Here is a 23,043-nt window from a genome sequence, read left to right as displayed (position 1 = left end):
GGGCCGCGCGCCCGGCCCACCTCAGCCGTTGAGGACGCGGATCGGTGAGCCGTCCAGGTAGGCCCGGACGTCCTCCACCGTCTCGGCGTAGAAGGCCTCGTAGGTACCCGTGGTGACGTAGCCGATGTGCGGGGTGAGCACGGCGTTCGGCACCTCGCGCCACGGGTCGTCGGCGGGCAGCGGTTCGCGGCCGAACACGTCCACGCCCGCGCCGGCGATCCGGCCTTCGCGGAGGGTTTCGCGCAGCGCGGGTTCGTCCACGATCGGGCCGCGCGAGGTGTTGACCAGGTAGGCGGTCGGGCGCATCAGCGCCAGCTCGTCCGCGCCGACCAGGCCGCGGGTGCGCTTGCTCAGCACGGTGTGGATGGTCAGCACGTCGGAGTCGCGGAACAACCGGTCCTTGTCCACCCGCAGCGCGCCCACCTCGGCGGCGGCTTGCTCGGTGAGGTTCTCGCTCCAGGCGATCACTTCCATCCCGAGCGCCAGGCCGACCGTCGCGACCTGGCTGCCGAGCCGGCCCAGCCCGAGCACGCCCAACGTCCGCCCGGCCAGTTCCACGCCGACGCCGCGCTGCCAGCCGCCTTCGCGCACCGAGCGGTCGTGCGCCGGGATGTCGCGGGTGACGGCCAGGATCAGCCCCCAGGTCAGCTCCGCGGTCGCCTGCCACGAGCCACCGCGGGTGCCGGAGACGGTGACGCCGAGTTCGGCTGCCGCCGCCATGTCGATCGACGCGTTCTTCATGCCGGTGGTGACCAGCAGCTTCAGGTTCGGCAACGCTTCGAGCAGGGCGCGCGGGAACGGCGTGCGCTCGCGCATCGCGGCGATCACGTCGAACGGTTCGAGGCGGCGCACCAACTCGTCGTGATCGGTGCTGGTCTCGTGGAAGAACGCGACTTCGGCGGGCAGCGAGTCCCAGTCGGCGTAGTCCCTTGCGACGTTCTGGTAGTCGTCGAGCACCGCGATCCGCATTGCGCTCCTCCTTCGCCGGGTTGGCCACGATCGTAGATCGTGCGCCGCGGGCACCGCTCCGGCGGATCTTCGACATGCCCGGTCGCGCCCGGCGCGCGATAGGAGACAACGGCGGCCGGCGCGGGAGAGACTGCCAGAGTGACTCGATCCAGCCTGCTGCACCTGCTGCCGCTGCGCGCGTTCCACTCCGCGCCGGAGACCATCGGTTCCCCGTCGCTGCACAGCGAGGGTTTCGTGCACTGCTCCCCGGACATCGCCACGACGCTGGCGGTGGCGAACACGCTCCACCGGGACACCGAGGAGCCGATGGTCGCCTTGGAGCTCGACCCGGATCGGCTCGCAGCGCCGGTCCGCTGGGAGCCCGCAGCGCCCGCTCCGCCCGCCGGTGTGCCGTCGGACGCACTGTTCCCGCACGTCTACGGCCCGCTGGAGCGCGACGCGGTGATCGGGCTGCATTACGCGCGCCGCGATCCGCAAGGCAGGTACGTGGGGCTGGAGACGCGTAGCCGGACCGCGGAAGAACTGGATCTGCTGCCGCACCCGGAGGGCGGTTGGTACCGCCGGACCTGGACGAGCCCGGTGCCGGTGGAACCGGACGGGCGCGGGAGCCGGCCGTCGGCGACCGCGATCTACTTCCTGCTCACGCCCGGCCAGTCCTCGGCGTGGCACGTGGTGGATTCGGCCGAGATGTGGCTGTGGCACCGCGGCGGGCCGTTGACGCTCTCGCTCGGCGGGGACGGCGCGGTGCCTGCGGAGCGGCCGCGGGACCACGTGCTCGGCGTCGGTGCCGGTCAAGATCCTCAGGTGCTGGTGCCTGCCGGGACCTGGCAGCGAGCGGTGGCGTCGGCGACGGTGGAATCGCTGGTGACCTGCATGGTCTCCCCCGGCTTCGACTTCGCCGACTTCCGGGTGCTGTGAACCGAGGCGTGCGGCGCCGCGAAGCTCGGAGGAGGTTCGGCGGCCGGCGGGACCACGACTGTCACCTGCCTGCGAGGCAGGTTCCGGGCCGGGAAGGTGCACGAGCGCTGCGGAGTGTTCGCGGGGGCGGTCCGGCGGGCTCGTCCGCGGCCGGGATGGCCGAGCATCCGCGCCTCGAACCAGCACAGCGCGATGAGCGACCCGAAGATCGTTCCGATGCCCAGCGACGCCGCCACCGCGAAGACCGCCAGCGTGTTCAGCACCGACTTCACCCCCGAAAAGCCATTCGTGCCCTGCGCTTTGGCGGGGTCCGCTCGGGCCGGCGGGCGCCGCGCCGGTTCTCACCGTAGGTCCGGGGCGGTACCGGTGCCGGACACCGACGAGGGTGCAATCCCATCGAGGGACTTCAGTTGCGCGGAGGTTTGCTCGCCCGTCCACCTCCGGGCGATCACGTTCTCCGAGGCCAAGTCCTTGATCAGGCGATTCGGCGATTCTGGGCGCTACTATCGAGTGATGGCGGCGGCAGTTCGGGGGCGTCGCGGTCGGTGACCACCGATCTCGCCCGATGTTGTGACCTGACCCGCGTCCAGGCAACCGGCGCGGGAACTCGCGCGTGCCCCGGGTGATCGCCGCCGCCGTACTCGCACAGCCTGGAGGTTTTGGTGAAGGGCTACGCCGTGCATCTGCTCTGCCACCTGCTCGCGATCATCTGCGGAGCCGCGGCCGGGATCGCGGGCGCGCTGTGGTGGTTCCTGGGCAGCGCACCGGGGTTGTGGGCCGCGGTGGCAGCGCTGGTGCTCGGCGTGCTGGTGCTGGTCATGCAGTGGTCGGTCATCCGCGCCGCCGAGCCCGAGCGGCCGCAGCGCCGGGGAGGTACCCGGCCCGGTATGCCGCAGGCGGTGGCGCACGACGGGTCCACGCGCAGCGAGATCGCCCCGCCGAGCAGGTGGGGCTGAGCGGAGCCGATCACATCTTGAGAAGACCGGATCAGCGGCTGGATGGGCCGTTCCGGCACGTGCTCGGATGAGTTCGAGTCCCGGGAGTTCGGGACTCCCCCGCAGCCGAGGACGGACTCGATGCCCGCTCAGTTCTCCCGCCGCAGGTTCGCCCGCCGCGCACTGGGCGCGGCCGGTTCGGCCGCCGTCGCCGCCACCGGTCTCGTCCGGGAGTCGCGCACCTCGCTGGACGGTGCTTGGTCGTTCGGCCCGCTGCCGCCGGGCACGGACCCGGCCACCGTCGACGACCACCAGCTGTCCACAGTGGCCGTTCCGCACACCGCGGTGGAGCTGTCCTGGGGCGACTGGGACCCGGCTCGGTGGGAACGGCGGTGGCTGTACCGCAAGCGGTTCACCGCGCCGATCGAGCCGGGGCTGCGGCATTTCCTGCGCTTCGAGGGCGCGCTGACCTCGGCACACCCGGTGCTCAACGGGCGAGCGCTGCAGCCGCACGCCGGTGGCTACCTGCCGTTCGAGCGGGAGGTCACGGCGCTGCTGGGGGCGCAGAACGACCTGGACGTCGTGGTGGACGGCAGCTTCGACACCGAGGTGCCGCCGAACGGTGAGTCCTCGGACGGGAGGCCGTCGGGCACCGCGGTGGATTTCTGGCAGCCCGCCGGTCTCTACCGCGAGGTGTCGCTGCGCAGCGTTCCGGCCGATCACGTGCGGGACGTGTTCGCCGAGCCCGTGCACGTGCTCGACGCCGCCCGGCGCAAGCTCCGGGTGCGGTGCGAACTGGACCTCGCGCGGGGCGAGAATTACCTGCTGCGCGCGGAAGTTCGCCGGGGTGCCGAGTCGTTCGGCCGGGCCGAGCGGCCGATCCGATCACCCGCGGGCAGGCATCCCGTGGAACTCGCGGTCGGCGATCTCGCGGACGTGCAGTTGTGGGAGCTGGACGCGCCGCACCTCTACGACGTGGTGGTCACGCTCGTCCGGGCTGGTCAGCCGGTCCACTGGCGCCGGGTGCGCACCGGGTTCCGGGAAGCGCGCTTCGACCGCGACGGGTTCCGGCTCAACGGCGTGCGCAGGCAGCTGTTCGGGGTGAACCGGCACCAGTTCTATCCGTTCGCGGGGGCGGCGATGCCCGCGCGGGTGCAACGGCGCGACGCCGAGATCCTGCGCAACGAGCTGAACTGCAACATGGTGCGCTGCTCGCACTACCCGCAGCACGAAGCGTTCCTGGACGCCTGCGACGAACTCGGTCTGCTGGTGTGGGACGAACCGCCGGGCTGGCAGCACCTCGGCACCGGCCGGTGGGCCGAACGGGCCTATCGCGATGTGCACGACATGGTGGTGCGCGACCGCAATCATCCTTCGGTCGTGCTGTGGGCCGCACGGCTCAACGAAACCCCCGGCGACGCCGAGTTCTACCGCCGCACCGACCGGCTGGCGAAGGAGCTGGACGGTTCGCGGCAGACGACCGGCGCGGTGCTGCAGGCCGACCACGGCACGACGGATTTCCAGCACGACGTGTTCGCCTGCAACGACTACTCCGCGAGCACCGGGCCGGACGGTCGCCTGCGGCCGGAACTGGCGCCGGCGCGCCGAGATTTCCCGTACCTCGTGAGCGAGGCCGTTGGCACGCTGTCCGGACCGGCGACGTTCTACCGGCGCACCGACGACCAGCCGACCCAGCAGGGCCAGGCGCTCGCGCACGCGCGGGCGCACGACCTCGCGCTCGCGGACCGGCGCTACGCGGGAGTGCTGAGCTGGGCCGGTTTCGACTACCCGTCCGGCAACGGCAACGTGTTCCGCGGTGTGAAGTGGCCGGGCGTGCTGGACCTGTTCCGGGTGCCGAAGCCGGGCGCGGCCGTCTACCGGTCCCAAGTGGATCCGTTGCGGCGCTTGGTGATCGAGCCGTCGTTCCACTGGGATCCGACCGGTTCGCACCCGGTGGGCGAGCTCGGAGCGCGGGCGGCGATCTGGTCCAATGCGGACCGGCTGGAGCTGTTCCTGGACGACCAGCCGCTCGCGTCGCTGCTCCCGGCGCGCGACGAGTTCCCGAATCTGCCGTATCCGCCGTTCTTCGCTGATTTCTCCACAGTGGACGGCACGCCGGAGTTGCGGATCGATGCCCACCTCGGCGGCCGGATGGTGCGCAGCCGCCGGTTCTCGGCCGACCGCGGGGCCGACCGGCTCGCGCTGCGCACGGACGACCGCAGCATCGCCTCCGGCGGCGCGGACGCCACGCGCGCCGAGATCCGCGTGGTGGACCGCTACGGCGCCGATCGCGCCGGTACACCCGGTGATGTGGCGCTGGAAGTGACCGGTCCGGCGGTGCTCGTCGGCAGCGATCCCTTCCCGCTGGCCGAAACCGGCGGGGTCGGTGCGGTCTGGCTGCGCAGCCGGCTCGCAGGCACCGGGCCGGTCACGCTGACCGCGCACCACCCGACCGCGGGGTCCGCCCGCGCCGCGATCGAGGTCCACGGTCCGCCTGCACCCGCGTGAACCCGCGCTCAGCCGACCGGCACGAGCACGGAGCGGGTCTGCCGGGCGATCTCCAAGTCCTCGCGGGCATCGACAAGGACGGTCCGGACACCCGCGCCCGACGCGGTCAGATCAGCGTCGTCGCTGGTAGCTGCATTGCGGTCCTCGTCGATCTCGACTCCGAGGAACCCGAGCCCGGCAGCGAGATCAGCCCGCAGCGGTGGCTGATGCTCCCCGAGCCCACCGGTGAACACCAGCACGTCCAGCCCACCCATGACCGCCACCATCGCGCCCGCGTGCCGGATCAGGCTGTGCGTGAACACGTCGTAGGCCAGCGCCGCGTCCCGGTCGCCGTCGTCGCGGGCAGCGAGCACGTCCCGGAGATCGCCGGAGGTTCCGGACAACCCGGCCAAGCCCGCGCGCTTCTGGATCGCGGTGAACAACTCGTCCACCTGGACCCGGCCGCTGGTGAGCAGCCAGCCCAGCAGACCGGGATCCACCGATCCGCTGCGGCTGGCCATGACCAGCCCTTCGTCCGGGGTGAAACCCATCGTCGTGTCCACGCACCGGCCGTCGCGCACGGCCGCGAGCGAGGCGCCGGAACCCAGGTGGCAGGTCAAGATCCGGCCTTGCTGCGACTGCGACCCGGCAAGCTCGGCTACGCGGCGCGCCGCGTAGCCGTGCGAGAGGCCGTGGAACCCGTAGCGGCGCAGCGACCACTGCTCGTTCCACTCCTTCGGCAGCGCATAGGTGGCGGCGGCTTCCGTCAGCGTGCTGTGGAAGGCGGTGTCCACGCACACCACCGAAGGCGTTCCCGGAGCGCACTCCTCCGCCGCGCGGATCCCGTCCAGCGCCCGCGCCTGGTGCAGCGGAGCGAGATCGGTCAGCGTCGACAAGTAGTGCACGAGGTTCTCGTCCACGACCGCGGGCCCGGTCACCTGCGTGCCGCCGTGCACCACGCGGTGCCCGATAGCGTCCGCGCCGTGCTCGGCGAAGAAGTCGCGGATCGGCTCGTTCTCGCCCTGCCAGCGCTGCACGTCGTGCGCGGCGAGCTGCTCGTCGTCGTCGAGCAGCCGCAGCTTCAGGCTGCTCGAGCCCGCGTTGACCGTCAGCACCCGCATCAGGACTCCCACTTCCAATCCCGCACCTCTGGCATGTCCTCGCCGTAGGTGGTCACGTGGTGCCGGTGCTCGATGAGCTTGTCCTTGAGCTCCTCGCGCGCGTAGCCCGCCCGCTCGCCGAGCCGCGGTACCCGGTCGATCACGTCGATCGCCAGGTTGAACCGGTCGATCTCGTTGAGCACGCACATGTCGAACGGCGTGGTCGTGGTGCCTTCCTCCTTGTAGCCGCGGGCGTGCAGGTTGGGGTGGCCGCGCCTGCGGTAGGTCAGCCGGTGGATCAGCCAGGGATAGCCGTGGTAGTTGAAGATGATCGGCGTGTCCGTGGTGAACAGCGCGTCGAACTCCACATCGGACAGACCGTGCGGGTGCTCGCGCTCGTCCTGCAGTCGCATCAGGTCCACCACGTTGACCACGCGCAGCCGCAGGTCCGGAAAGCGGCGCCGCAACCAGTCCACCGCGGCCAGCGTCTCCATCGTCGGCACGTCGCCCGCGCAGGCCATCACCGCGTCGGCGGGCTCGCCGTCGCCGTCGTTGCTGGCCCAGTCCCAGATGCCGATGCCCTTGGTGCAGTGCACCACCGCCGAGTCCATGTCCAGGTATTGCGGGGCGGCTTGCTTGCCCGCCACCACGACGTTGATGTAGTCGCGGCTGCGCAGGCAGTGGTCGGTGACCGACAGCAGCGTGTTCGCGTCCGGCGGCAGGTAGACGCGCACCAGCTCGGCCCGCTTGTTCACCACGTGGTCGATGAATCCCGGGTCCTGGTGCGAGAAGCCGTTGTGGTCCTGGCGCCAGACGTGCGAGGTCAGCAGGTAGTTCAGCGAGGCGATCGGCTGGCGCCAGCCGAGCCGCTTGGCGACCTTCAGCCACTTCGCGTGCTGGTTGAGCATCGAGTCCACGATGTGCGCGAACGCCTCGTAGCAGGAGAACAACCCGTGCCTGCCGCTGAGCAGGTAGCCCTCCAGCCAGCCCTGGCAGGTGTGCTCCGAGAGCACCTCCATGACCCGGCCTTCCGGGGCCAGCGACTCGTCGTCCGGTTCGATCCGGCCCATCCAAGCCCGCGGGGTCGCCTCCAGGATCGCGTCCAGCCGGTTGGAGTTGTTCTCGTCCGGGGCGAACACGCGGAAGTTGCTCTCCGCCTCGTTGCGCCGCATGACGTCGCGCAGGAAGGTGCCGAGCACCCTGGTCGCCTCGCCGTCGGTGGCGCCCGGGTCCGGCACCGGCAGCGCGTAGTCCCGGAAGTCCGGCATCCGCAGACCGCGCAGCAGGTGTCCGCCGTTGGCGTGCGGGTTCGCGCTCATCCGCCGCGCGCCCCGTGGGTGCTGCTCGCGGACCGGCTGCGCGGGCCTGCCCTCGGAGTCGAACAGCTCGTCCGGTTCGTAGCTGCGCAGCCAGTTCTCCAGCAGCCGCAAGTGGTCGCGATCGTTGCGCGGGTCGCTGATCGGGATCTGGTGCGCGCGCCACGTGCCCGCGACCCGCGCACCGTCCACAGTGTCCGGACCGGTCCAGCCCTTCGGGCTGCGCAGCACGATCATCGGCCAGGTGGGCCGGTCGGTCACACCGTCCCGGCGAGCGCGGGACCGGATCGCGTCGATCTCGTCCAGGCAGCGGTCCAGGGTCGCGGCGAACAGCTGGTGCATCTCGGCGGGTTCCGAGCCGGCGACCACGAACGGCTCGTACCCGTTGCCGCGCAACAGGTTCAGCAGTTCGGGCTCGGAGATGCGGGACAGCACCGTCGGGTTGGCGATCTTGTAGTCGTTCAGGTGCAGGATCGGCAGGACCGCGCCGTCGCGCGCCGGGTCGAGGAACTTGTTCGAGTGCCAGCCGGTGGCCAGCGGGCCGGTCTCGGCCTCGCCGTCCCCCACCACGCAGGCGACCGTGAGGTCCGGGTTGTCGAACGCGGCGCCGTAGGCGTGCGCGAGCGAGTAGCCGAGTTCGCCGCCTTCGTTGATCGAGCCCGGCACTTCCGGCGCCACGTGGCTCGGCACGCCACCGGGGAAGGAGAACTGCGTGACCAGCCGGCGCATCCCCTCGAGGTCCTGGGCCACGTCCGGATAGATCTCGCTGTAGGTGCCCTCCAGCCACGCGGCCGCGACCAGGCCCGGACCGCCGTGCCCCGGGCCGGTCACGTAGATCATGTCCAGGTCCCGGGAACGGATCGCCCGGTTCAGGTGCGCGTAGATGAACGTGAGGCCGGGCGTGGTGCCCCAGTGCCCCAGCAGCCGCGGTTTGACGTGCTCCGGGCGCAGCGGTTCCCGCAGCAGCGGGTTGTCCATCAGGTAGATCTGCCCGGCCGAGAGGTAGTTCGCCGCGCGCCACCACTGGTGGACGCCCCGCAGTTCCCGCGAGTCCAGGTACTCGGTCCGGCCGGCGGTCACCGTCGCGGTTGCCATCCGCGAACCTCCTTGGCGGATGCCGTGGGTGCTGTTCACCTCATGGCGTTCCCCGTTCGCGGCGATCGCAACCCGCCTCAGCCGAGGCGCACGACCTCGCCGGTCGCGGCCGAGCGGCGCGCCGCGTCGATGATCTCCAGGCCGACGATCGGGCCGACCGGATCCACCGGCGGCGGCGTGCCGTTGCGCACCGCCGCGGCCAGCGCGTCGTAGAACTCCTGGTAGGCGCCGGGCACCGTCGGCACCGGCCGGGAGTCCTGCACCGTGCCCAGCACTCCCCAGGACTCCTCGGGCTCCTCGCCCCAGCCCGGACCGGGCCGTTCCCCCGCGCGCAGCGCCGCTTCCTGCGGATCGAGGCCGAACTTGGTGTAAGCGCCGCGATCACCCAGCACCCGCAGCCGCGGACCGTGCTGGGCGGCGACCTTGCTGACCCACAGGTGCGAGCGGACGCCGCCGGAGTGCGTCAACGCCACGAACGCGTCGTCGTCCACTTCGACGCCCGCGCGGCGCGCGGCCACCTCCGCGTAAACCGACTCGACCGGCCCGAACAGCGCCAACGCCTGGTCGATCAGGTGGCTGCCGAGGTCGTAGAGCACGCCACCCGCGTCCTGCGCGCCACCGGACTCCCGCCAGCCGGACTTCGGCGTCGGCACCCAGCGCTCGAACCGGGACTCGAACCGGTGCACCGCGCCGAGCTCGCCGTCCGCGATCAGCTCGGCGGCGGTGCGGAAGTCGTTGTCCCACCGGCGGTTCTGGAAGACCGTCAGCGGCAGTCCGCGTTCCCGTGCGAGCTCGACCAGCTCGCGTCCCTCGTCGGCGGTCGGCGCGAACGGCTTGTCGACCACCACCGGCAGCCCGGCGCGCAGCGCGGCCCTGGTGTGCTCGCCGTGCGCGCGGTTCGGGCTGGCCACGACCACGAGATCCAGATCTTCGCGGTCCAGCATGGCCTGCACGTCGGGGACGATGGCCGCACCCGGGTACTCGGTCTGGACCCGCTCGCGGCGCTCCGGCGAGCCGGTGACGACCGTCGCCAGCCGCAGCTGCGGGTTCGCCGCGATCAGCGGCGCGTGGAACACCGCGCCAGCGACACCGAAACCGATCAAGCCCACCCGCAGTTCAGCGCTCATGCGGCCATTAGATCAGCCCGCTGAACCGATCCAAGGGCGCCGTCGCACGGTGCTCCGGTCACACCGGCGCTTCGGGCCCGCCCAGCCTGCCCGGGGAGACCAGACCGGTCTCGTAGGCGGTGATCACCAGTTGGGTGCGCGAGCTCAGGTGCAGCTTCTGCATCACGTGGTACAGGTGCGATTTCACGGTCAGCTCGGCCAGTCCCAGCTTGCGCGCGATGTCCGCGTTCGAACCGCCGCGGGCGACCTCCAGCAGCACGTCGCGCTCCCGGTTCGTCAGCCCGCTGAGCTCGCTGGAAGCATCGCGCACCCCCAGCGAAGCGAACCGGGTGAGCAACCGCCGGGTCACTCGCGGGGCCAGCAGTGCCTCCCCCGCGGCCACGGTGTGCACCGCGCGCACCAGCTCCTCCGGCGGCGCGTCCTTGAGCAGGAATCCGCTGGCCCCGGCCCGCAGCGCGGCGTAGACGTACTCGTCGAGGTCGTGCACCGTCAGCATCAGCACCGCGGTGCGGCCCTCGGTGTCGCCGATGATCTCGCGGGCGGCGCTGATCCCGTCGGTGCCCGGCATCCGCACGTCCATCAGCACCACGTCGGGGCGGCGCCTGCGCACGGCGGCGATCGCCGCGTCCCCGTCCTCGGCTTCGGAAAGCACCCGAAGTCCCGGGTCGGCGGACAGCAACGCGACCAGTCCCGCGCGGATCATGGCTTGGTCGTCGGCGACCAGTACGGTCGTTTCGGCCGGGCACTCCACCGCCGGACCTCCTGTCGTTCGGCTTCACCGGCGCACCGGCGGGATTTCCGGGTCAGGCAAGGTCCGAATTTTCGGCGCACGGTAGCACGGCGGCCAAGTGGAATCCGTTCGCAACGGGATGCGCGGTGAACGTTCCGCCCAGCAGCGCGGCCCGTTCCCGCAGGCCGACCAAGCCCTGCCCGGAACCGCCGCGCGGTGCCTGCACGGGCAGCGAGCCGAACGCCTGACCGGTCGCGTGGTTGGTAACTTCCAGCCGCAGCACACCGCTGCCGTAGTCCAGCAGCACTCGCGCGTAGCCGGACGGGGCGTGCTTGAGCACGTTGGTCACGGCTTCCTGCACGATCCGGTAGGCGGCCATCTCCACGCCCGGCCCCAGCTCGCGGACCTCGCCGCGCCGGTCCAGCCGCCACACCACGCCGGTGCCGCGCACCGAATCCACCAGGTGGTCCACCTTGTGCAGGCCCGGCGCCGGCTGGCGGCCCGGCCGGTCGGCGTCCGCGCTCGGGCCCTGCTCCTGCCCGGCCAGCTCCTGACCCGCGGGTTCCTCCCGCAATCGGCCGAGCAGCCCGCGCAGCTCACCCAGCGCGGTTCGCGAGGTGTGCTCCAGTTCCCGCAACGTCTCCTCGGCATGGCCCGGATCGCGATCCACCAGCGCACGAGCCACTCCGGCGCGCAAGGCCACCACCGACAAGTTGTGCGAGACGATGTCGTGGAACTCGCGGGCGATGCGGGCGCGCTCACCGGCCACGGCCTCCGCGGCGAGCTGCTCCCGCGCCTGGTCCAGCAGCGCGACCGTGCTCTCCAGCTGAGCCGCGCGGCGGCGCCCGAGCCGCACCGCGTACGCCAGCCCCACGACCATGAACAGGTCCACCGAGGCCATCAGCGTGCTCACCACCGCCGACAGCGGCGGTTCGCCCAGCGAGTAGACCACCGGCCACAGCATGGCCAGCACGGTCGCCACGACCGCGCCGGCCACCCCGCTGCGCTGGCACACCGAGTAGACGCCGACCAGGATCGCGAAGTTCAGCGGATCCTCCGGCACCCAGGCGATCGTCAGCGTCGTCGCAGCGGCCAGACAGCCCAGCAACGGCACCCACGGCCACCGCCTGCGCACCAGCAGCAGCCCGAACGCGGGCACGCTGACCAGCATCAGCGACCACCACGGCGTGCCGGGCGGCGGCGGGTCGACGCTGAGCACCAGCACGTGCATGACGATGAACAGCACGACCATCGCGGAGTCGAGCAGGTACGCCCGCTCGGTCAGCCACGTCGGTATCGGCGAAGTCGACACGGGCAGCAGTATGCGCACGTACCCGCCCGGGAATCAGTAGCCTCGCGCGACCCAATCGTCGAAATGCGGCAAAACCTCACCAACGGTCGTGGTCTCGCCGTGGCCGGGCAGCACCCTGGTGACCTCCGGAAGGGTCAGCAACCGGTCCCGGATCGACTCGGTGAGCACCGCGAAGTCCGAGTAGGACCGCCCGGTCGCCCCGGGACCACCGGCGAACAACGTGTCCCCGGTGAACACCGCGCCGAGATCGGCCGAGTACAAGCACACCGAGCCGGGCGCGTGCCCCGGGGTGTGCAGCACTTGCAGGCCGGTGCCCGCGACCCCGACCACCTGCCGGTCGGCGAGCTTGCGCTCCGGCTCCCGGTCCGGGTGGGTCAGCCGCCACAGCACCAGGTCGTCCGGGTGCAGGAAGATCGGCGCGCCGACCGCCTCGGCCAGTTCCGGGGCCTTGCGCACGTGGTCGTCGTGGGCGTGCGTGGCCAGGATCGCCAGCACCTTCCGCCCGGCGATCAGCTCCTGGACCGCGGCCGGGTCGTGCGGCACGTCGATCACGACGCACTCGGCGTCGTCGCCGACCACCCAGGCGTTGTTGTCCACATCGAAGGTCTGGCCGTCCAGCGAGAACGTGCCGGAAGTCGTGGTGTGGTCGATGCGCGCGGCCATCAGAACACCACCACCGAACGCAGCACGTCACCGGCGTGCATCTTGCTGAACGCGGACTCCACCTGGTCCAGCGCGATCTGTTCGGTCACGAACTTCTCCAGCGGCAGCCTGCCCTGCTGGTAGAGCTCCACCAGCATCGGGAAGTCCCGGCTGGGCAGGCAGTCGCCGTACCAGGCGGACTTCAGCGAACCGCCGCGCGCGAACACGTCCAGCAGCGGCAGCTCGAGCCGCATCTCCGGCGTGGGCACGCCGACGAGCACCACGGTGCCCGCGAGATCGCGCGCGTAGAACGCCTGCTTGTAGGTCTCCGGCACGCCGACCGCGTCGACCACCAGGTCGGCGCCGAATCCGTCGGTGAGTTCCCGGATCGCCTCGACGGTGTCCTGCTCACCGGCGTTGACGGTGTGCGTGGCACCGAACTGCTTGGCCCAGTCCAGCTTCTTCGGGTCCTTGTCCACGGCGATGATCCGCCGCGCACCGGCCATGTTCGCGCCGGCCACCGAGCCGTCGCCGACACCGCCGCAGCCGATCACGGCCACCGTGTCGCCGGGACCGGCGTGCCCGGTGTTGACCGCGGCGCCGATGCCGGCCATCACGCCGCAGCCCAGCAGCCCGGCCACCGCGGGCCGCGCGGACGGGTCGACCTTCGTGCACTGTCCCGAGTGGACCAGCGTCTTCTCCGCGAAGGCGCCGATGCCCAGCGCCGGTTCCAACGGGGTGCCGTCGGTCAGCGTCATAGGCTGCGCGGCGTTGTGCGTGTCGAAGCAGTACTGCGGACGTCCGCGCTTGCACGCCCGGCACACGCCGCAGACGGCGCGCCAGTTGAGCACCACGAAATCGCCCGGCTCAAGATCCTGGACGCCATCGCCGACCGACTCCACGACACCTGCGGCCTCGTGGCCGAGCAGGAACGGGTAGTCGTCGCTGATGCCGCCTTCCCGGTAGTGCAGGTCGGTGTGGCAGACCCCGCACGCCTGCACGGCCACCACGGCCTCGCCCGGGCCCGGGTCCGGGACCCGGATGTCGACGACCTCGACGGGGGCTCCCTTGCCGGTCGCCACCACGGCACGGACTTCGCTCAACGAACACCTCCTGGCTATCGGATTTCGCCCACATGCGCATATCGACATCTGGCGTCGCGACCATACCGCCCGATCGGACGTAGCCGGTGCCGTCGCGACTGCGGTTCGGTCGAACAGCGGACGCGCCTGGGGGCGGACGGTTCGACACAGTTCGTCACCACGTGGCTACTGTACGGTGCCGGCGATCGAACGAGGAGCACACCATGACCGAAGCGCAGCGCCTGCTGTCCAGGGAGATGGACATCGACCGGCCCTGCGCGGCGCGGATCTACGACGCCTTCCTCGGCGGCTCGCACAACTTCGGCGTCGAGCGGCGGTTCGCCGAACGGCTCGAGCTGGCGCTGCCCGGGGTGACCGGGGTTTTCCGGGACAACCGGGCGTTCCTGCGGCGTGCCGTGGAGTACCTGCTGGCCCGCGGGGTGCGGCAGTTCCTGGATCTGGGTTCGGGCATTCCGACGATCGGGCACGTGCACGAGGTCGCGCGCAGGCGCACCGGCCGGTTCCGGGTGCTGTACGTGGACAACGAGCCGCTGACCGTCGCGCACAGCAAACCGCTGCTGGCCGCCGAACCGCGGGCGGAGATCATCCGCGCGGACCTCCGCGAACCCGGGTCCGTGCTGAACGCGCCGGAAACCGCCGCGCTGCTCGACCTCGCTCAGCCGGTGGGGGTGCTGATGTCGGCGGTGCTGCACTTCCTGGACGACGGCGACGACCCGCACGGCTTGGTGCGCACCTACCAGCGGGCGGTGCCGCCGGGCAGCGGGCTGGTGATCTCGCACGTCACCGGGGGCGAGCAGCCCGCTCCGATGCACTTGCTGGCGAATTTCTACGCGGACACGGCGGATCCGCTGGTGGACCGGTCGCCGGAGTGGATCGACGAGTGCTTCGGCGGGTTCGACCGGCTCGGGCCGGGCACCTGCTGCGTGAGCGATTGGCGTCCGGATCCGGGAGCGCCCGCGCACCCCCACTACCGCATCCTGCACGGCGGTGTCGCACGCAAACCGGCTCGGCACGAGTAGCCGAGTGAAGGACCTGTCGGCCCCATCGGACGGGGCGAAAGCCCCTTCGCACTCCGAACGAGATTACGCGGGTCGGGTGACGCGTCGGCGTGTCGGCCGTCCGGATGGCCGTGCGTGCGCGGGCCGCTCGATCGTCGGCGCCTCCGGTGGGTCAGGAGCGGGGAGTGCGGATGAACAGCAGCAGGACACCGGCGACGACCGCGGCGGTTCCGGCCGCCAGCCAGGCGGCGCCGAGACCAGCGTGCTCGGCGAAGAAGCCGAACAGCAGCGGCCCGGCGCTGCCGCCCAGGTAGATCCCGGTCTGGGTGAACGAGGTCGCGCTCGCCACCCGGTCCGGCGCGATGCGGGCGACGGCGAAGTTCAGCAGCCCAGGCCACGCCCACCCGGCACCGAAGCCGACCGACACCCCGAGCAGGAACAGCTCGGCCGAACCCGCCCCCATCAGTACGTAACCGACCGAGCCGACCAGCAGCATCGCCGTGATCAGCCGCAGCAGGTTCGGGTTCCAGCGATCCGCGACCACCCCGGCCCCCAGCCGGATCGTCAGACCGGCCGCGGAACCCAACGACAGCACCAGCCCCGCCGCGGACGGGCTGAACCCGACTTCGACGGCGGTGGTGGTGACGAACGAGCCGAGCGCGTTGGCCGCCGCCGACCCCAGCCCTCCTGCGATGGCCAGCAACAGCAGCGGCACGAACTTCGAATCGCCGGACGATTCAGCCGAAGACGCCCGCGACGAGCGCTCCGCCTCCGCCAGCGCAGGCACCGCGAACGCGGCCAGCAGCCCGAGCAGCCCGCCGAACACGAACACCCAGCGCCAGCCGATGGTCAGCGCGATCGCCGGTACCGCCGCGCCCGCCAGCAGCGTGGCGACCGGGATGGAGGACTGCTTCACGCCGAAGCCCATGCCGCGCCTGGCAGCCGGAACACCTTGGGTGACCAGCAGGTTCGCCGCGGGCTGCGCGAGCGAGTTGGGCAACCCGGCAATCCACAGCAGCGCGACGAGCCAGCCCGAGTGCTGCACGGCGGCCATCCCGAACAGGCAGGCGGCGCTGCCCGCCGCGCCCAGCCGCATCGCCAGCCGGGAGCCGATGCGCTCCACCACCCAGCCCATCGAACGCGACGCCAGCGCGGCGACGCCGAAGAACCCGGCGGTGGCCACGCCGAGCAGCGCTGCGCCGAAATCCAGCTCCCGCTGCAGCTGCACGCCGAGCCCGCCGACCAGGAACACCGGGAAGACCCCGACGGTCACCACCGCGGCGACCGCGCTCAGCACGCGTACCGCGCCGGGGCGGCGTTGGAGCGATCGCCGGTTGTTGATCACCGCTGCGGACATCCGCGCCTCCTCGAATCCGGCCACCAGCGTGTGAACCGAGCAATCGGTTAGCAACGCTAACGTGACGCAGGCCTCGCTGACCGCACTCGAATGCAGGTGCGCACGGCCTTGACGCGCAGGGGCGCAGCGGGACACGGTCGGTGATCGGCACAGCGGCGTGGGGAGTTCGGGTGGCAGCGGAGTTCAGCGGAATCCCATCGCCGGGCCTCGAAGAGCCGGTGCTGCTCGACGCGGTGGAACTGTCCTGGTCGATCCGGCGGCGGGAGATCTCCTGCGTCGAGGTCGCCGAAGCCTTCCTGCGCCACATCGACCGGTTCGACCCGCTGGTCAACGCGATCGTGTCCCGGGCGGACGAGGAAGACGTGCTCGCCCAGGCCCGCGAGCGCGACGCCGCGCTCGACCGCGGTGAGCCCGTCGGCTGGATGCACGGCTTCCCGATCGCGGTGAAGGACCTCGCCGACGCGGCCGGATTCCCCACCACGCAGGGCTTCCAGCGCACCGCACCGGCGACCGAGGACGCGACGCACGTGCGCCGGATGAAGGAAGCGGGCGCGATCGTCGTCGGCAAGACGAACGTGCCCGAGTTCGGACTCGGCTCGCACACGTTCAACGAGGTCTTCGGCACCACGACCAACCCCTACGACCAGACCCGCACGGCGGGCGGCAGCAGCGGAGGGGCCGCTGCAGCGCTGGCGATGCGGATGCTGCCGGTGGCAGACGGCAGCGACTTCATGGGTTCGCTGCGCAATCCGGCGGCGTTCTGCAACGTGCTCGGGCTGCGGCCCGGTTTCGGCCGGGTGCCCTCGCCGGGTTTCGTGGCCGATCCGTCGGTGCCCGGGCCGATGGCGCGCACGGTGCGCGACCTGGCGATGCTGCTGTCCACAATGGCCGGTCCGGACGAGCGGGCGCCGCTGAGCCTGGACCGCGACCCCGCGGAGTTCACCGGGCAGTTGCGCAACGACCCGGCGGGCGTCCGGATCGGCTGGATCGGCGACTTCGACGGCTACCTGCCGACCGAGCCGGGTGTGCTGGACGTGTGCGGTTCCGCGGTGGAGCTGTTCCGGTCGCTGGGCTGCGAGGTCGAGCCGGTTCCGGGCGGGCTCCCGGTGGCGCGGGCGTGGGAGACGTTCCTGCTGTGGCGGCACTGGATGGTCGGCGAGAAGCTGCGCGAGCTGTACGCGGACCCGGCCACCCGCTCGCGGATGAAGCCCGAAGCCGTCTACGAGGCGGAAGGTCACGGCAAGCTCGGGGTACCGGACATCACCGCCGCGCTGGAAGGCCGCGACGCCTGGCGGGCCGTGGTTTCGGACCTGTTCGCCCGCTACGACTTCCTGCTCGCGCCGAGCACGCAGGTCTTCCCGTTCGATGTCGGGATGCGCTGGCCGGAGGAGGTCGGCGGCCACCCGATGGACACCTACCACCGCTGGATGGAGACGGCCGCGCCGTGGACCTTGTCCGGCCATCCGGTGCTGAACCTGCCCGCCGGGTTCAACGGCGCCGGGTTGCCGACCGGGGTGCAGCTCATCGGCCGCGGCCACGCCGAGTGGGAGCTGCTGCGGCTCGGGCACGCCTACGAGCAGGCCAGCGATTGGGTGCACGCAGCCCTGCCACCGGCCCTGACCTGACCGCGTCGCGGCCGGATGTCGAGTGGATTCCCCGGATTCCGCCGTTGCCCGCGCCTCACGGTGCCCTGCGACGCACTCGCTGACCGGCCTCGCGGTCCCGCGGCCTCGCTGGTCATGCTCGAACGAGCGGCATTCGCGGCAGGCGAACGGCCCGGGGCCGGTGTGCACAGCCGCGCAACCCGGTGTGCAGGATGTGCGAGGCTGCATCAGCAACGTGGCGTTTCAGGGAAGGTGGCAAGTGGGTACCGAGGTTTTCTCCCTGCAGGACAAGGTGGCGCTGGTGACCGGTGCCGGGCAGGGCATCGGGCTGGAGATCGCCAAGGCGCTGCGCTCGTCGGGTGCGCACGTGGTGCTCGGGGAGATCAACCCGGAGACCGGCAAGGCCGCGGCCGAGCAGATCGGCGGTGAGTTCCTGCAGGTGGACGTGACCGACTCCGCGCAGGTCGCCGACGCGGTGGCGAAGATCGTCGCCGAGCACGGGCACCTGGACGTCTCGGTGCACAACGCGGGCATGGTGCGCAACGAGCCCGCCGAGGACATGAGCGACGAGTCGTGGCGCAAGGTCGTCGGGCTGAACCTGGACGCGGTGTTCTACTGCTGCCGCGAGGTCGGCAAGCAGATGCTCGCCCAGGGTTCCGGATCGATCGTGAACATCGCGTCGATGTCCGGGCTGATCTCGAACCACCCGCAGCCGCAGGTCTCCTACAACTCCTCCAAGTCCGGCGTGATCATGCTGACGAAGTCGCTGGCCGGTGAGTGGGGCGGCCGCGGCGTGCGGGTCAACTCGATCTCGCCCGGCTACACCGGCACCGAGCTGCTGCGCGGGGTGCAGACCACGCAGCCGGAGTGGTTCAACAGCTGGGTGGCGCAGACCCCGCTGGGCCGGGTCGGTGAGCCGCACGAGCTCGGGCCGGTGGCGGTGTTCCTGGCCTCGGAGGCGAGCAGCTTCGTGACCGGCAGCAACATCGTCGCCGACGGCGGTTTCACCGTCTGGTGATCGGCGCGGGTGCGCGACGAGGGGACCGCGAGCGGCCGGTGACGACCGGCCGCTGATCCCGGTCCCCTGGTCGGCCTCGGATGCCGTCCCGTTCCGGGACCTCTTCCTGAGCCGACGCCGCTGCAAGCCGGCACCCGGACGCGTGTCCTTTGTGGACGTTGCGGCCAGGTCGAGCGGCGTCCGCCCGCGGCATCCCCGATCGGTCCAGCGCCAACGCGCGGACGGTGGTCCGCTGTTGACGGTTGTTTCCTGGCGGCCCCGGCGCGCTCGCCGGGGCGGAACCAGCTCGACCACCGGCGGGCCCTCCTAGCCGCGGAAGGCGTTGCTGCCGGTCAGCGCCTGGCCGATGGTCAGCGCGTGCATCTCGCTGGTGCCTTCGTAGGTCATCACCGACTCCAGGTTCGTCATGTGCCGCATGATCGGGTACTCCAGCGAGATCCCGTTGGCGCCGAGGATGGTCCGCGCCGTGCGGGCGACCTCCAGCGCGCCGCGCACGTTGTCCAGCTTGCCGAAGCTGACCTGCTGCGGAAGCAGCGTCCCGGCGTCCTTGCGCTTGCCCAGGTGCAGCGCCAGCAGCCGGGCGTTGTTCACCCGCACCGCCATGTCGGCGAGTTTGCCCTGGGTGAGCTGGAAGCCGGCGATGGGCCGGTCGAACTGCTCGCGGGTGCGCGCGTAGTCCAGCGCGGTCCCCAGGCAGTCGCGGGCCGCCCCGTTCGCGCCCCACACGATCCCGTAGCGGGCCTCGTTCAGGCAGCTCAGCGGACCGCGCAGCCCCACGGCCCCGGGCAGGGCGGCCTCCGCGGACAACCGCACCCCGTCCAGCACGAGTTCGCTGGTCACCGAAGCGCGCAGGGATGCCTTCTTCTTGATCTCCGGCGCGGAGAATCCGGGCACGTCGGTGGGCACCACGAAACCGCGCACGCCGTCATCGGTCTGCGCCCAGACCACGGCGACATCGGCGACGCTGCCGTTGGTGATCCACATCTTGCGCCCGTCGAGCACCCAGTCTCCGCCGTCCTTGCGCGCGCGGGTGCGCATCGACGCCGGGTCCGAGCCGTGGTCCGGTTCGGTGAGCCCGAAGCAGCCGATCGCCTCGCCCGCCGCCATCCGCGGCAGCCACTGCTGCTTTTGCTCCTCCGAGCCCCAGCGCCAGATCGCGAACATCGCCAGCGATCCCTGCACCGACACCAGCGAACGCAGCCCGGAGTCGACGGCCTCCAGCTCTTCGCAGGCCACCCCGTAGTCCACCGCGGACGCGCCCGCGCAGCCGTAGCCCTCCAGGTGCATCCCGAGGACGCCGAGCTTGCCGAGTTCGCGAGCGAGTTCCCGGGCCTGCGGGAACTCGCCGCGCTCGAACCAGTCGCCGACGTGCGGCACCACCAGGTCCCGGCACAGCGCCCGGACGCTGTCGCGCAGCGCGAGCTGCTCGGTGCTGAGCTCGGCGTCGATGCCGAGGGGGTCGCGGGGGTCGAAGTCGGGTTTGGCGCTCATCGGCGGCCTCCTCGGGACGGATCGTCGAACAACGGCGCCGGCGCGGCGGTCTCGCCTGCCAGCCAGGAACGCACCTCGTCGGTGTGCTCGCCCAAGTGCGGGGGCGCTACCGGCGGCACGACGCCGGACTCGGAGAACTCGATCGGGGTGCGCACCTGCGCCACTCCCCCGTCACCAGGATCGGCCGTGGGGGCCAGCCCGAGCGACTCGGCGTACTGCAGCGCACCGCCGAGGTCGTTGACCTGGCCGCAGGCGATGCCCACCCGGTGCAGCCGGTCCTGCCAGTCCGCGGCCGGCCGCGCGCCGAGCACGTTCTCCAGCCGCTCCACCAGGGAGTCGCGGTTGGCCACGCGCGCTGCGTTGGTCGCGAAGGCCGGGTCGTCGGCCAAGCCGACCAGGCCCAGCGCTTCGGTGAGCCTGCGGAACTGGTCGTCGTTGCCGACCGCGACGGCCAGCAGCGCGTCCTCGCAGCGCAGCGTCTCGTACGGGGCGATGCTCGGGTGCCGGTTGCCCATCCGCTCCGGCGGGATGCCGGTGGTCAGCAGCCCGCTGACCTGGTTCACCAGCGAGGACAGCAGGCTGGAGAGCAGGTTGACCTCGACGTGCTGGCCCTGCCCGGTGGCGTCCCGCTGCCGCAGCGCGGCCATGATCCCGAACGCGAGGTCCTTGCCGGTGAGCACGTCCACCACGGCGACCCCCACCTTCGTCGGTGGGCCTTCCTGGCCGCCGGTGACGCTCATCAGCCCGCCGACCGCCTGCACCACGAAGTCGTAGCCGGGCAGGTCCGCGCCGGGACCGGAACCGAAACCGGACACCGACGCGTAGATCAGCCCGGGGTTGAGCTGCTGCGCGGCGTCGTAGTCCAGCCCGGCCTTGTCCAGCACGCCCGGCCGGAAGTTCTCCACCAGCACGTCCGCGCGGCGGACGAGTTCGCGGGCGGTGGCCCGGTCCTGCTCGTCGGCGAAGTCCAGCGCGATGCTGCGCTTGCCGCGGTTGACCGACTCGAAGTAGGACGAGCTGCGCTCCGTCCACGGTGGACCCCAGCCGCGAGTGTCGTCCCCGGCGCCGGGCCGCTCGACCTTGATCACGGTCGCGCCGAGGTCGGCCAGCAGCATGGTCGCGTAGGGACCGGCCAGCACCCGGCTGAAGTCCGCCACGACCACGCCGTCCATCGGCAGCGCCCGACCCATCGCTGACCACCTTCCGGTTCTTCGACCGCCTGCGGGAACGCACCGCCGGACCGCGCGACGAGCACGCACGTCCCGCCAACCGCCTGCACCGACCGGCCGCCGCCACTTGCGAGCATTCGGCTCCGTGCCAGCGTGTTGCGTTCCACCGAGATTGGATCCAATATACAGTCAGCGCCGCAGTCGTCAACAAGATCTCGTCCGGGTGATCGTCGATCCGGGGCGGTCGTCCGCGCGATGATCGGCGTCACGTCCGCCGAGCACGACGCCACGCCCGAAGACCCGGCAGGAGCCCGATGCCCGCAGATCGCGACCACCCCGACGAGGCGCCGCAGGACCAGGCGCGCACCGCAGATGCCCGCACTACAGATGCCCGCACCGCAGCTCCCCGCGCCGACCTGCGCTGGCCGGACCAGGGCACCCGGCCGCCGACCACGCAGGCCTTCGTGCTCGACGCGCTGCGCCGCGCGATCACCTCCGGGTCGCTGCCACCGGGCCGCCCGATCCGGCAGGACGGCATCGCGCACGACCTCGGCGTCAGCCGGGTGCCGCTGCGGGAGGCGCTGAAGACCCTGGAAGCCGAGGGACAGGTCGTCTACCGCCCGCACCGCGGCTACGCGGTGGCGGAGCTGTCGCTGGACGACCTGGTGGAGGTCTACCGGATCCGGGAACTGCTGGAGTCGGAGGCGGCCGGGATCGCGGCAACCGCGTTCACCGAGGCCGACCTGGCCCGGATCACCGATGCGGCCGAGGACGTCGAATCGGCCGCCGAGGACGGGGACCTGGTGGGCATGATCGCGGCGAACCGCAGGTTCCACTTCGCCTTGCTGGAGCCCGCCGGAATGCCGCGGCTGATGCGGATGGTGCGGACGCTGTGGGACGCCACGGACGCCTATCGCGCGGTCTACTACAACGCGACGGCCAACCGCGCGCGCGTGCGCGAGGAGCATTCGGCGATCGTCCGCGCGGCCGCGGAAGGCGACGCCGAGAAGCTGATCGCCGAGCTGAGCACCCACCGCAGCCACGCCATCGATTCGCTGCGCGAGACGATCACCTGATCAAGTCTTCAGCAGTACCTCGGCCGCCTTCCGCGCCTGCCGCGCCGCATCCGGCACATCCATCGAGGCGGAGACGGTGACGCCTTCGTAGAGCAGCAGCGCGGTCTTGGCGAAGTCGGCCGGGTCGGGCGCATCCGCGGCTTCGGCGAGCCGCGCGAAGTGCTCCCGCACCCATTCCTGCTGCGCGGTGATGATCGCGCGCGCCGGGTGCTCGGCGTCGGGGATCTCGGCCAGCGCGTTGACGAAGCCGCAGCCGCGGAAGTCCCCGCGATCGATCCACTCGGCCAGCGCGTCGAACGTGCCGAGCACTTGCTCCGCGGCCGATCCACCGTGCTCGTCGAGCCACCGCAGCACCCACTCGCGCCAGCGCTCGTCGCGCTGCTCGAGGTATGCGGTGACGAGGTTGTCCTTGGAGCCGAAGCAGGCGTACAGCGTCTTCTTCGTGACCCCGGCTTCGGCGGCGATGCCCTCGACGCCGACCGCGTGGATGCCCTGCCGGTAGAACAGCTCGGCGGCCACGTCGAGGATCCGCCGCCCGGCGGGTGTGAGCCGTTCGCGAGTCATGAGCCCATTCTATACCGACCGGTGTGTTGACA

Annotated in this window: 19 protein-coding genes; 7 read left to right on the top strand and 12 right to left on the bottom strand. The window is 71.5% G+C overall.

Translation table 11 applies throughout. From position 1 onward, the window contains the following. Window positions 1-21: 21 nt before the first annotated feature. Window positions 22-969, bottom strand: coding sequence for a D-2-hydroxyacid dehydrogenase family protein (locus V1457_RS16390; protein ID WP_200071361.1), 948 nt, complete (start codon window positions 967-969; stop codon window positions 22-24). Between the two features lie 138 nt (window positions 970-1,107). Between V1457_RS16390 and V1457_RS16385 the strand changes: the two genes are divergently transcribed. The 3 genes from V1457_RS16385 (at window position 1,108) to V1457_RS16375 (ending at window position 5,330) form a co-directional block, all read left to right on the top strand. Continuing rightward, a complete protein-coding gene (locus tag V1457_RS16385) occupies window positions 1,108-1,887 on the top strand; it encodes a cupin domain-containing protein (protein WP_338595398.1) in 780 nt (259 codons plus the stop codon). 662 nt (window positions 1,888-2,549) lie between these two features. Continuing rightward, a complete protein-coding gene (locus V1457_RS16380) occupies window positions 2,550-2,843 on the top strand; it encodes a hypothetical protein (RefSeq protein ID WP_295150519.1) in 294 nt (97 codons plus the stop codon). Between the two features lie 120 nt (window positions 2,844-2,963). Then, a complete protein-coding gene (locus V1457_RS16375; RefSeq protein WP_338595396.1) occupies window positions 2,964-5,330 on the top strand; it encodes a glycoside hydrolase family 2 TIM barrel-domain containing protein in 2,367 nt (788 codons plus the stop codon). 8 nt (window positions 5,331-5,338) lie between these two features. Here the strand turns inward: V1457_RS16375 and V1457_RS16370 are convergent, their stop codons facing one another. The 7 genes from V1457_RS16370 to V1457_RS16340 all read right to left on the bottom strand — a co-directional run bounded on the left by V1457_RS16370 (window position 5,339) and on the right by V1457_RS16340 (window position 13,734). After that, the gene (locus V1457_RS16370) at window positions 5,339-6,442 is read right to left on the bottom strand and encodes an acetate/propionate family kinase (protein WP_338605008.1); all 1,104 of its coding nucleotides are present in this window, start codon (window positions 6,440-6,442) and stop codon (window positions 5,339-5,341) included. Next, on the bottom strand, window positions 6,430-8,820 hold the full coding sequence (locus V1457_RS16365) for a phosphoketolase family protein (RefSeq protein ID WP_338595395.1): 2,391 nt from the start codon (window positions 8,818-8,820) through the stop codon (window positions 6,430-6,432). Before V1457_RS16365 ends, V1457_RS16370 begins: the two co-directional genes overlap by 13 nt. 77 nt (window positions 8,821-8,897) lie before the next feature. Then, window positions 8,898-9,947 carry a Gfo/Idh/MocA family oxidoreductase gene (locus tag V1457_RS16360; RefSeq protein ID WP_200071356.1) on the bottom strand — a complete coding sequence of 350 codons (1,050 nt, stop codon included), beginning with the start codon at window positions 9,945-9,947 and terminating at the stop codon, window positions 8,898-8,900. 58 nt (window positions 9,948-10,005) lie between these two features. Beyond that, window positions 10,006-10,698, bottom strand: a complete 693-nt coding sequence (locus V1457_RS16355) for a response regulator transcription factor (protein ID WP_200071355.1) — start codon at window positions 10,696-10,698, stop codon at window positions 10,006-10,008. Window positions 10,699-10,750: 52 nt separating this feature from the next. Next, a complete protein-coding gene (locus V1457_RS16350; RefSeq protein ID WP_338595394.1) occupies window positions 10,751-11,989 on the bottom strand; it encodes a sensor histidine kinase in 1,239 nt (412 codons plus the stop codon). A 33-nt stretch (window positions 11,990-12,022) separates the two neighbouring features. Continuing rightward, window positions 12,023-12,652, bottom strand: a complete 630-nt coding sequence (locus V1457_RS16345; protein ID WP_200071354.1) for an MBL fold metallo-hydrolase — start codon at window positions 12,650-12,652, stop codon at window positions 12,023-12,025. Then, window positions 12,652-13,734, bottom strand: coding sequence for an S-(hydroxymethyl)mycothiol dehydrogenase (locus V1457_RS16340; RefSeq protein WP_295140755.1), 1,083 nt, complete (start codon window positions 13,732-13,734; stop codon window positions 12,652-12,654). The genes V1457_RS16345 and V1457_RS16340 overlap by 1 nt, the downstream gene beginning before the upstream one ends. 203 nt (window positions 13,735-13,937) lie before the next feature. On the opposite strand from V1457_RS16340, the gene V1457_RS16335 reads away from it, so the two are divergent. Then, window positions 13,938-14,753 carry an SAM-dependent methyltransferase gene (locus tag V1457_RS16335; RefSeq protein ID WP_338595392.1) on the top strand — a complete coding sequence of 272 codons (816 nt, stop codon included), beginning with the start codon at window positions 13,938-13,940 and terminating at the stop codon, window positions 14,751-14,753. A gap of 151 nt (window positions 14,754-14,904) precedes the next feature. Here V1457_RS16335 and V1457_RS16330 read toward each other — a convergent pair whose 3' ends face one another. Next, entirely contained in the window at window positions 14,905-16,089 is a 1,185-nt protein-coding gene (locus tag V1457_RS16330; RefSeq protein ID WP_338595391.1) for an MFS transporter, read from the bottom strand. Between the two features lie 170 nt (window positions 16,090-16,259). On the opposite strand from V1457_RS16330, the gene V1457_RS16325 reads away from it, so the two are divergent. Further along, a complete protein-coding gene (locus V1457_RS16325) occupies window positions 16,260-17,714 on the top strand; it encodes an amidase (protein ID WP_200071350.1) in 1,455 nt (484 codons plus the stop codon). Between the two features lie 238 nt (window positions 17,715-17,952). Continuing rightward, on the top strand, window positions 17,953-18,711 hold the full coding sequence (locus V1457_RS16320; RefSeq protein ID WP_200071349.1) for an SDR family NAD(P)-dependent oxidoreductase: 759 nt from the start codon (window positions 17,953-17,955) through the stop codon (window positions 18,709-18,711). Window positions 18,712-19,017: 306 nt separating this feature from the next. Here the strand turns inward: V1457_RS16320 and V1457_RS16315 are convergent, their stop codons facing one another. Both V1457_RS16315 and V1457_RS16310 read right to left on the bottom strand, forming a co-directional pair. Then, entirely contained in the window at window positions 19,018-20,202 is a 1,185-nt protein-coding gene (locus V1457_RS16315) for an acyl-CoA dehydrogenase family protein (RefSeq protein ID WP_200071348.1), read from the bottom strand. After that, window positions 20,199-21,392, bottom strand: a complete 1,194-nt coding sequence (locus tag V1457_RS16310) for a CaiB/BaiF CoA-transferase family protein (RefSeq protein ID WP_200071347.1) — start codon at window positions 21,390-21,392, stop codon at window positions 20,199-20,201. Before V1457_RS16310 ends, V1457_RS16315 begins: the two co-directional genes overlap by 4 nt. Window positions 21,393-21,685: 293 nt before the next feature. Here V1457_RS16310 and V1457_RS16305 point away from each other — a divergent pair, with 293 nt between their 5' ends. Further along, window positions 21,686-22,447, top strand: coding sequence for a GntR family transcriptional regulator (locus tag V1457_RS16305; RefSeq protein WP_200071346.1), 762 nt, complete (start codon window positions 21,686-21,688; stop codon window positions 22,445-22,447). On the opposite strand, the gene V1457_RS16300 is transcribed toward V1457_RS16305, so the two are convergent. Then, on the bottom strand, window positions 22,448-23,011 hold the full coding sequence (locus V1457_RS16300; RefSeq protein WP_200071345.1) for a TetR/AcrR family transcriptional regulator: 564 nt from the start codon (window positions 23,009-23,011) through the stop codon (window positions 22,448-22,450). It lies immediately after the preceding gene. Window positions 23,012-23,043: the final 32 nt, after the last annotated feature.

Source organism: Saccharopolyspora sp. SCSIO 74807 (assembly GCF_037023755.1).
GTDB classification, from domain to species: Bacteria; Actinomycetota; Actinomycetes; order Mycobacteriales; family Pseudonocardiaceae; genus Saccharopolyspora_C; species Saccharopolyspora_C galaxeae.
Note: the sequence above shows the minus strand (reverse complement) of the source record. Positions and strands in the feature narration are given on the sequence as shown.

What these genes read in the sequence shown, in the direction of transcription:
- V1457_RS16305 (WP_200071346.1), top strand. Translation starts at nt 21,686, where the DNA reads ATGCCCGCAGATCGCGACCACCCCGACGAGGCGCCGCAGGACCAGGCG.
- V1457_RS16375 (WP_338595396.1), top strand. Translation starts at nt 2,964, where the DNA reads ATGCCCGCTCAGTTCTCCCGCCGCAGGTTCGCCCGCCGCGCACTGGGC.
- V1457_RS16300 (WP_200071345.1), bottom strand. Translation starts at nt 23,011, where the DNA reads ATGACTCGCGAACGGCTCACACCCGCCGGGCGGCGGATCCTCGACGTG.
- V1457_RS16335 (WP_338595392.1), top strand. Translation starts at nt 13,938, where the DNA reads ATGACCGAAGCGCAGCGCCTGCTGTCCAGGGAGATGGACATCGACCGG.
- V1457_RS16390 (WP_200071361.1), bottom strand. Translation starts at nt 969, where the DNA reads ATGCGGATCGCGGTGCTCGACGACTACCAGAACGTCGCAAGGGACTAC.
- V1457_RS16360 (WP_200071356.1), bottom strand. Translation starts at nt 9,947, where the DNA reads ATGAGCGCTGAACTGCGGGTGGGCTTGATCGGTTTCGGTGTCGCTGGC.
- V1457_RS16345 (WP_200071354.1), bottom strand. Translation starts at nt 12,652, where the DNA reads ATGGCCGCGCGCATCGACCACACCACGACTTCCGGCACGTTCTCGCTG.
- V1457_RS16365 (WP_338595395.1), bottom strand. Translation starts at nt 8,820, where the DNA reads ATGGCAACCGCGACGGTGACCGCCGGCCGGACCGAGTACCTGGACTCG.
- V1457_RS16310 (WP_200071347.1), bottom strand. Translation starts at nt 21,392, where the DNA reads ATGGGTCGGGCGCTGCCGATGGACGGCGTGGTCGTGGCGGACTTCAGC.
- V1457_RS16315 (WP_200071348.1), bottom strand. Translation starts at nt 20,202, where the DNA reads ATGAGCGCCAAACCCGACTTCGACCCCCGCGACCCCCTCGGCATCGAC.
- V1457_RS16330 (WP_338595391.1), bottom strand. Translation starts at nt 16,089, where the DNA reads ATGTCCGCAGCGGTGATCAACAACCGGCGATCGCTCCAACGCCGCCCC.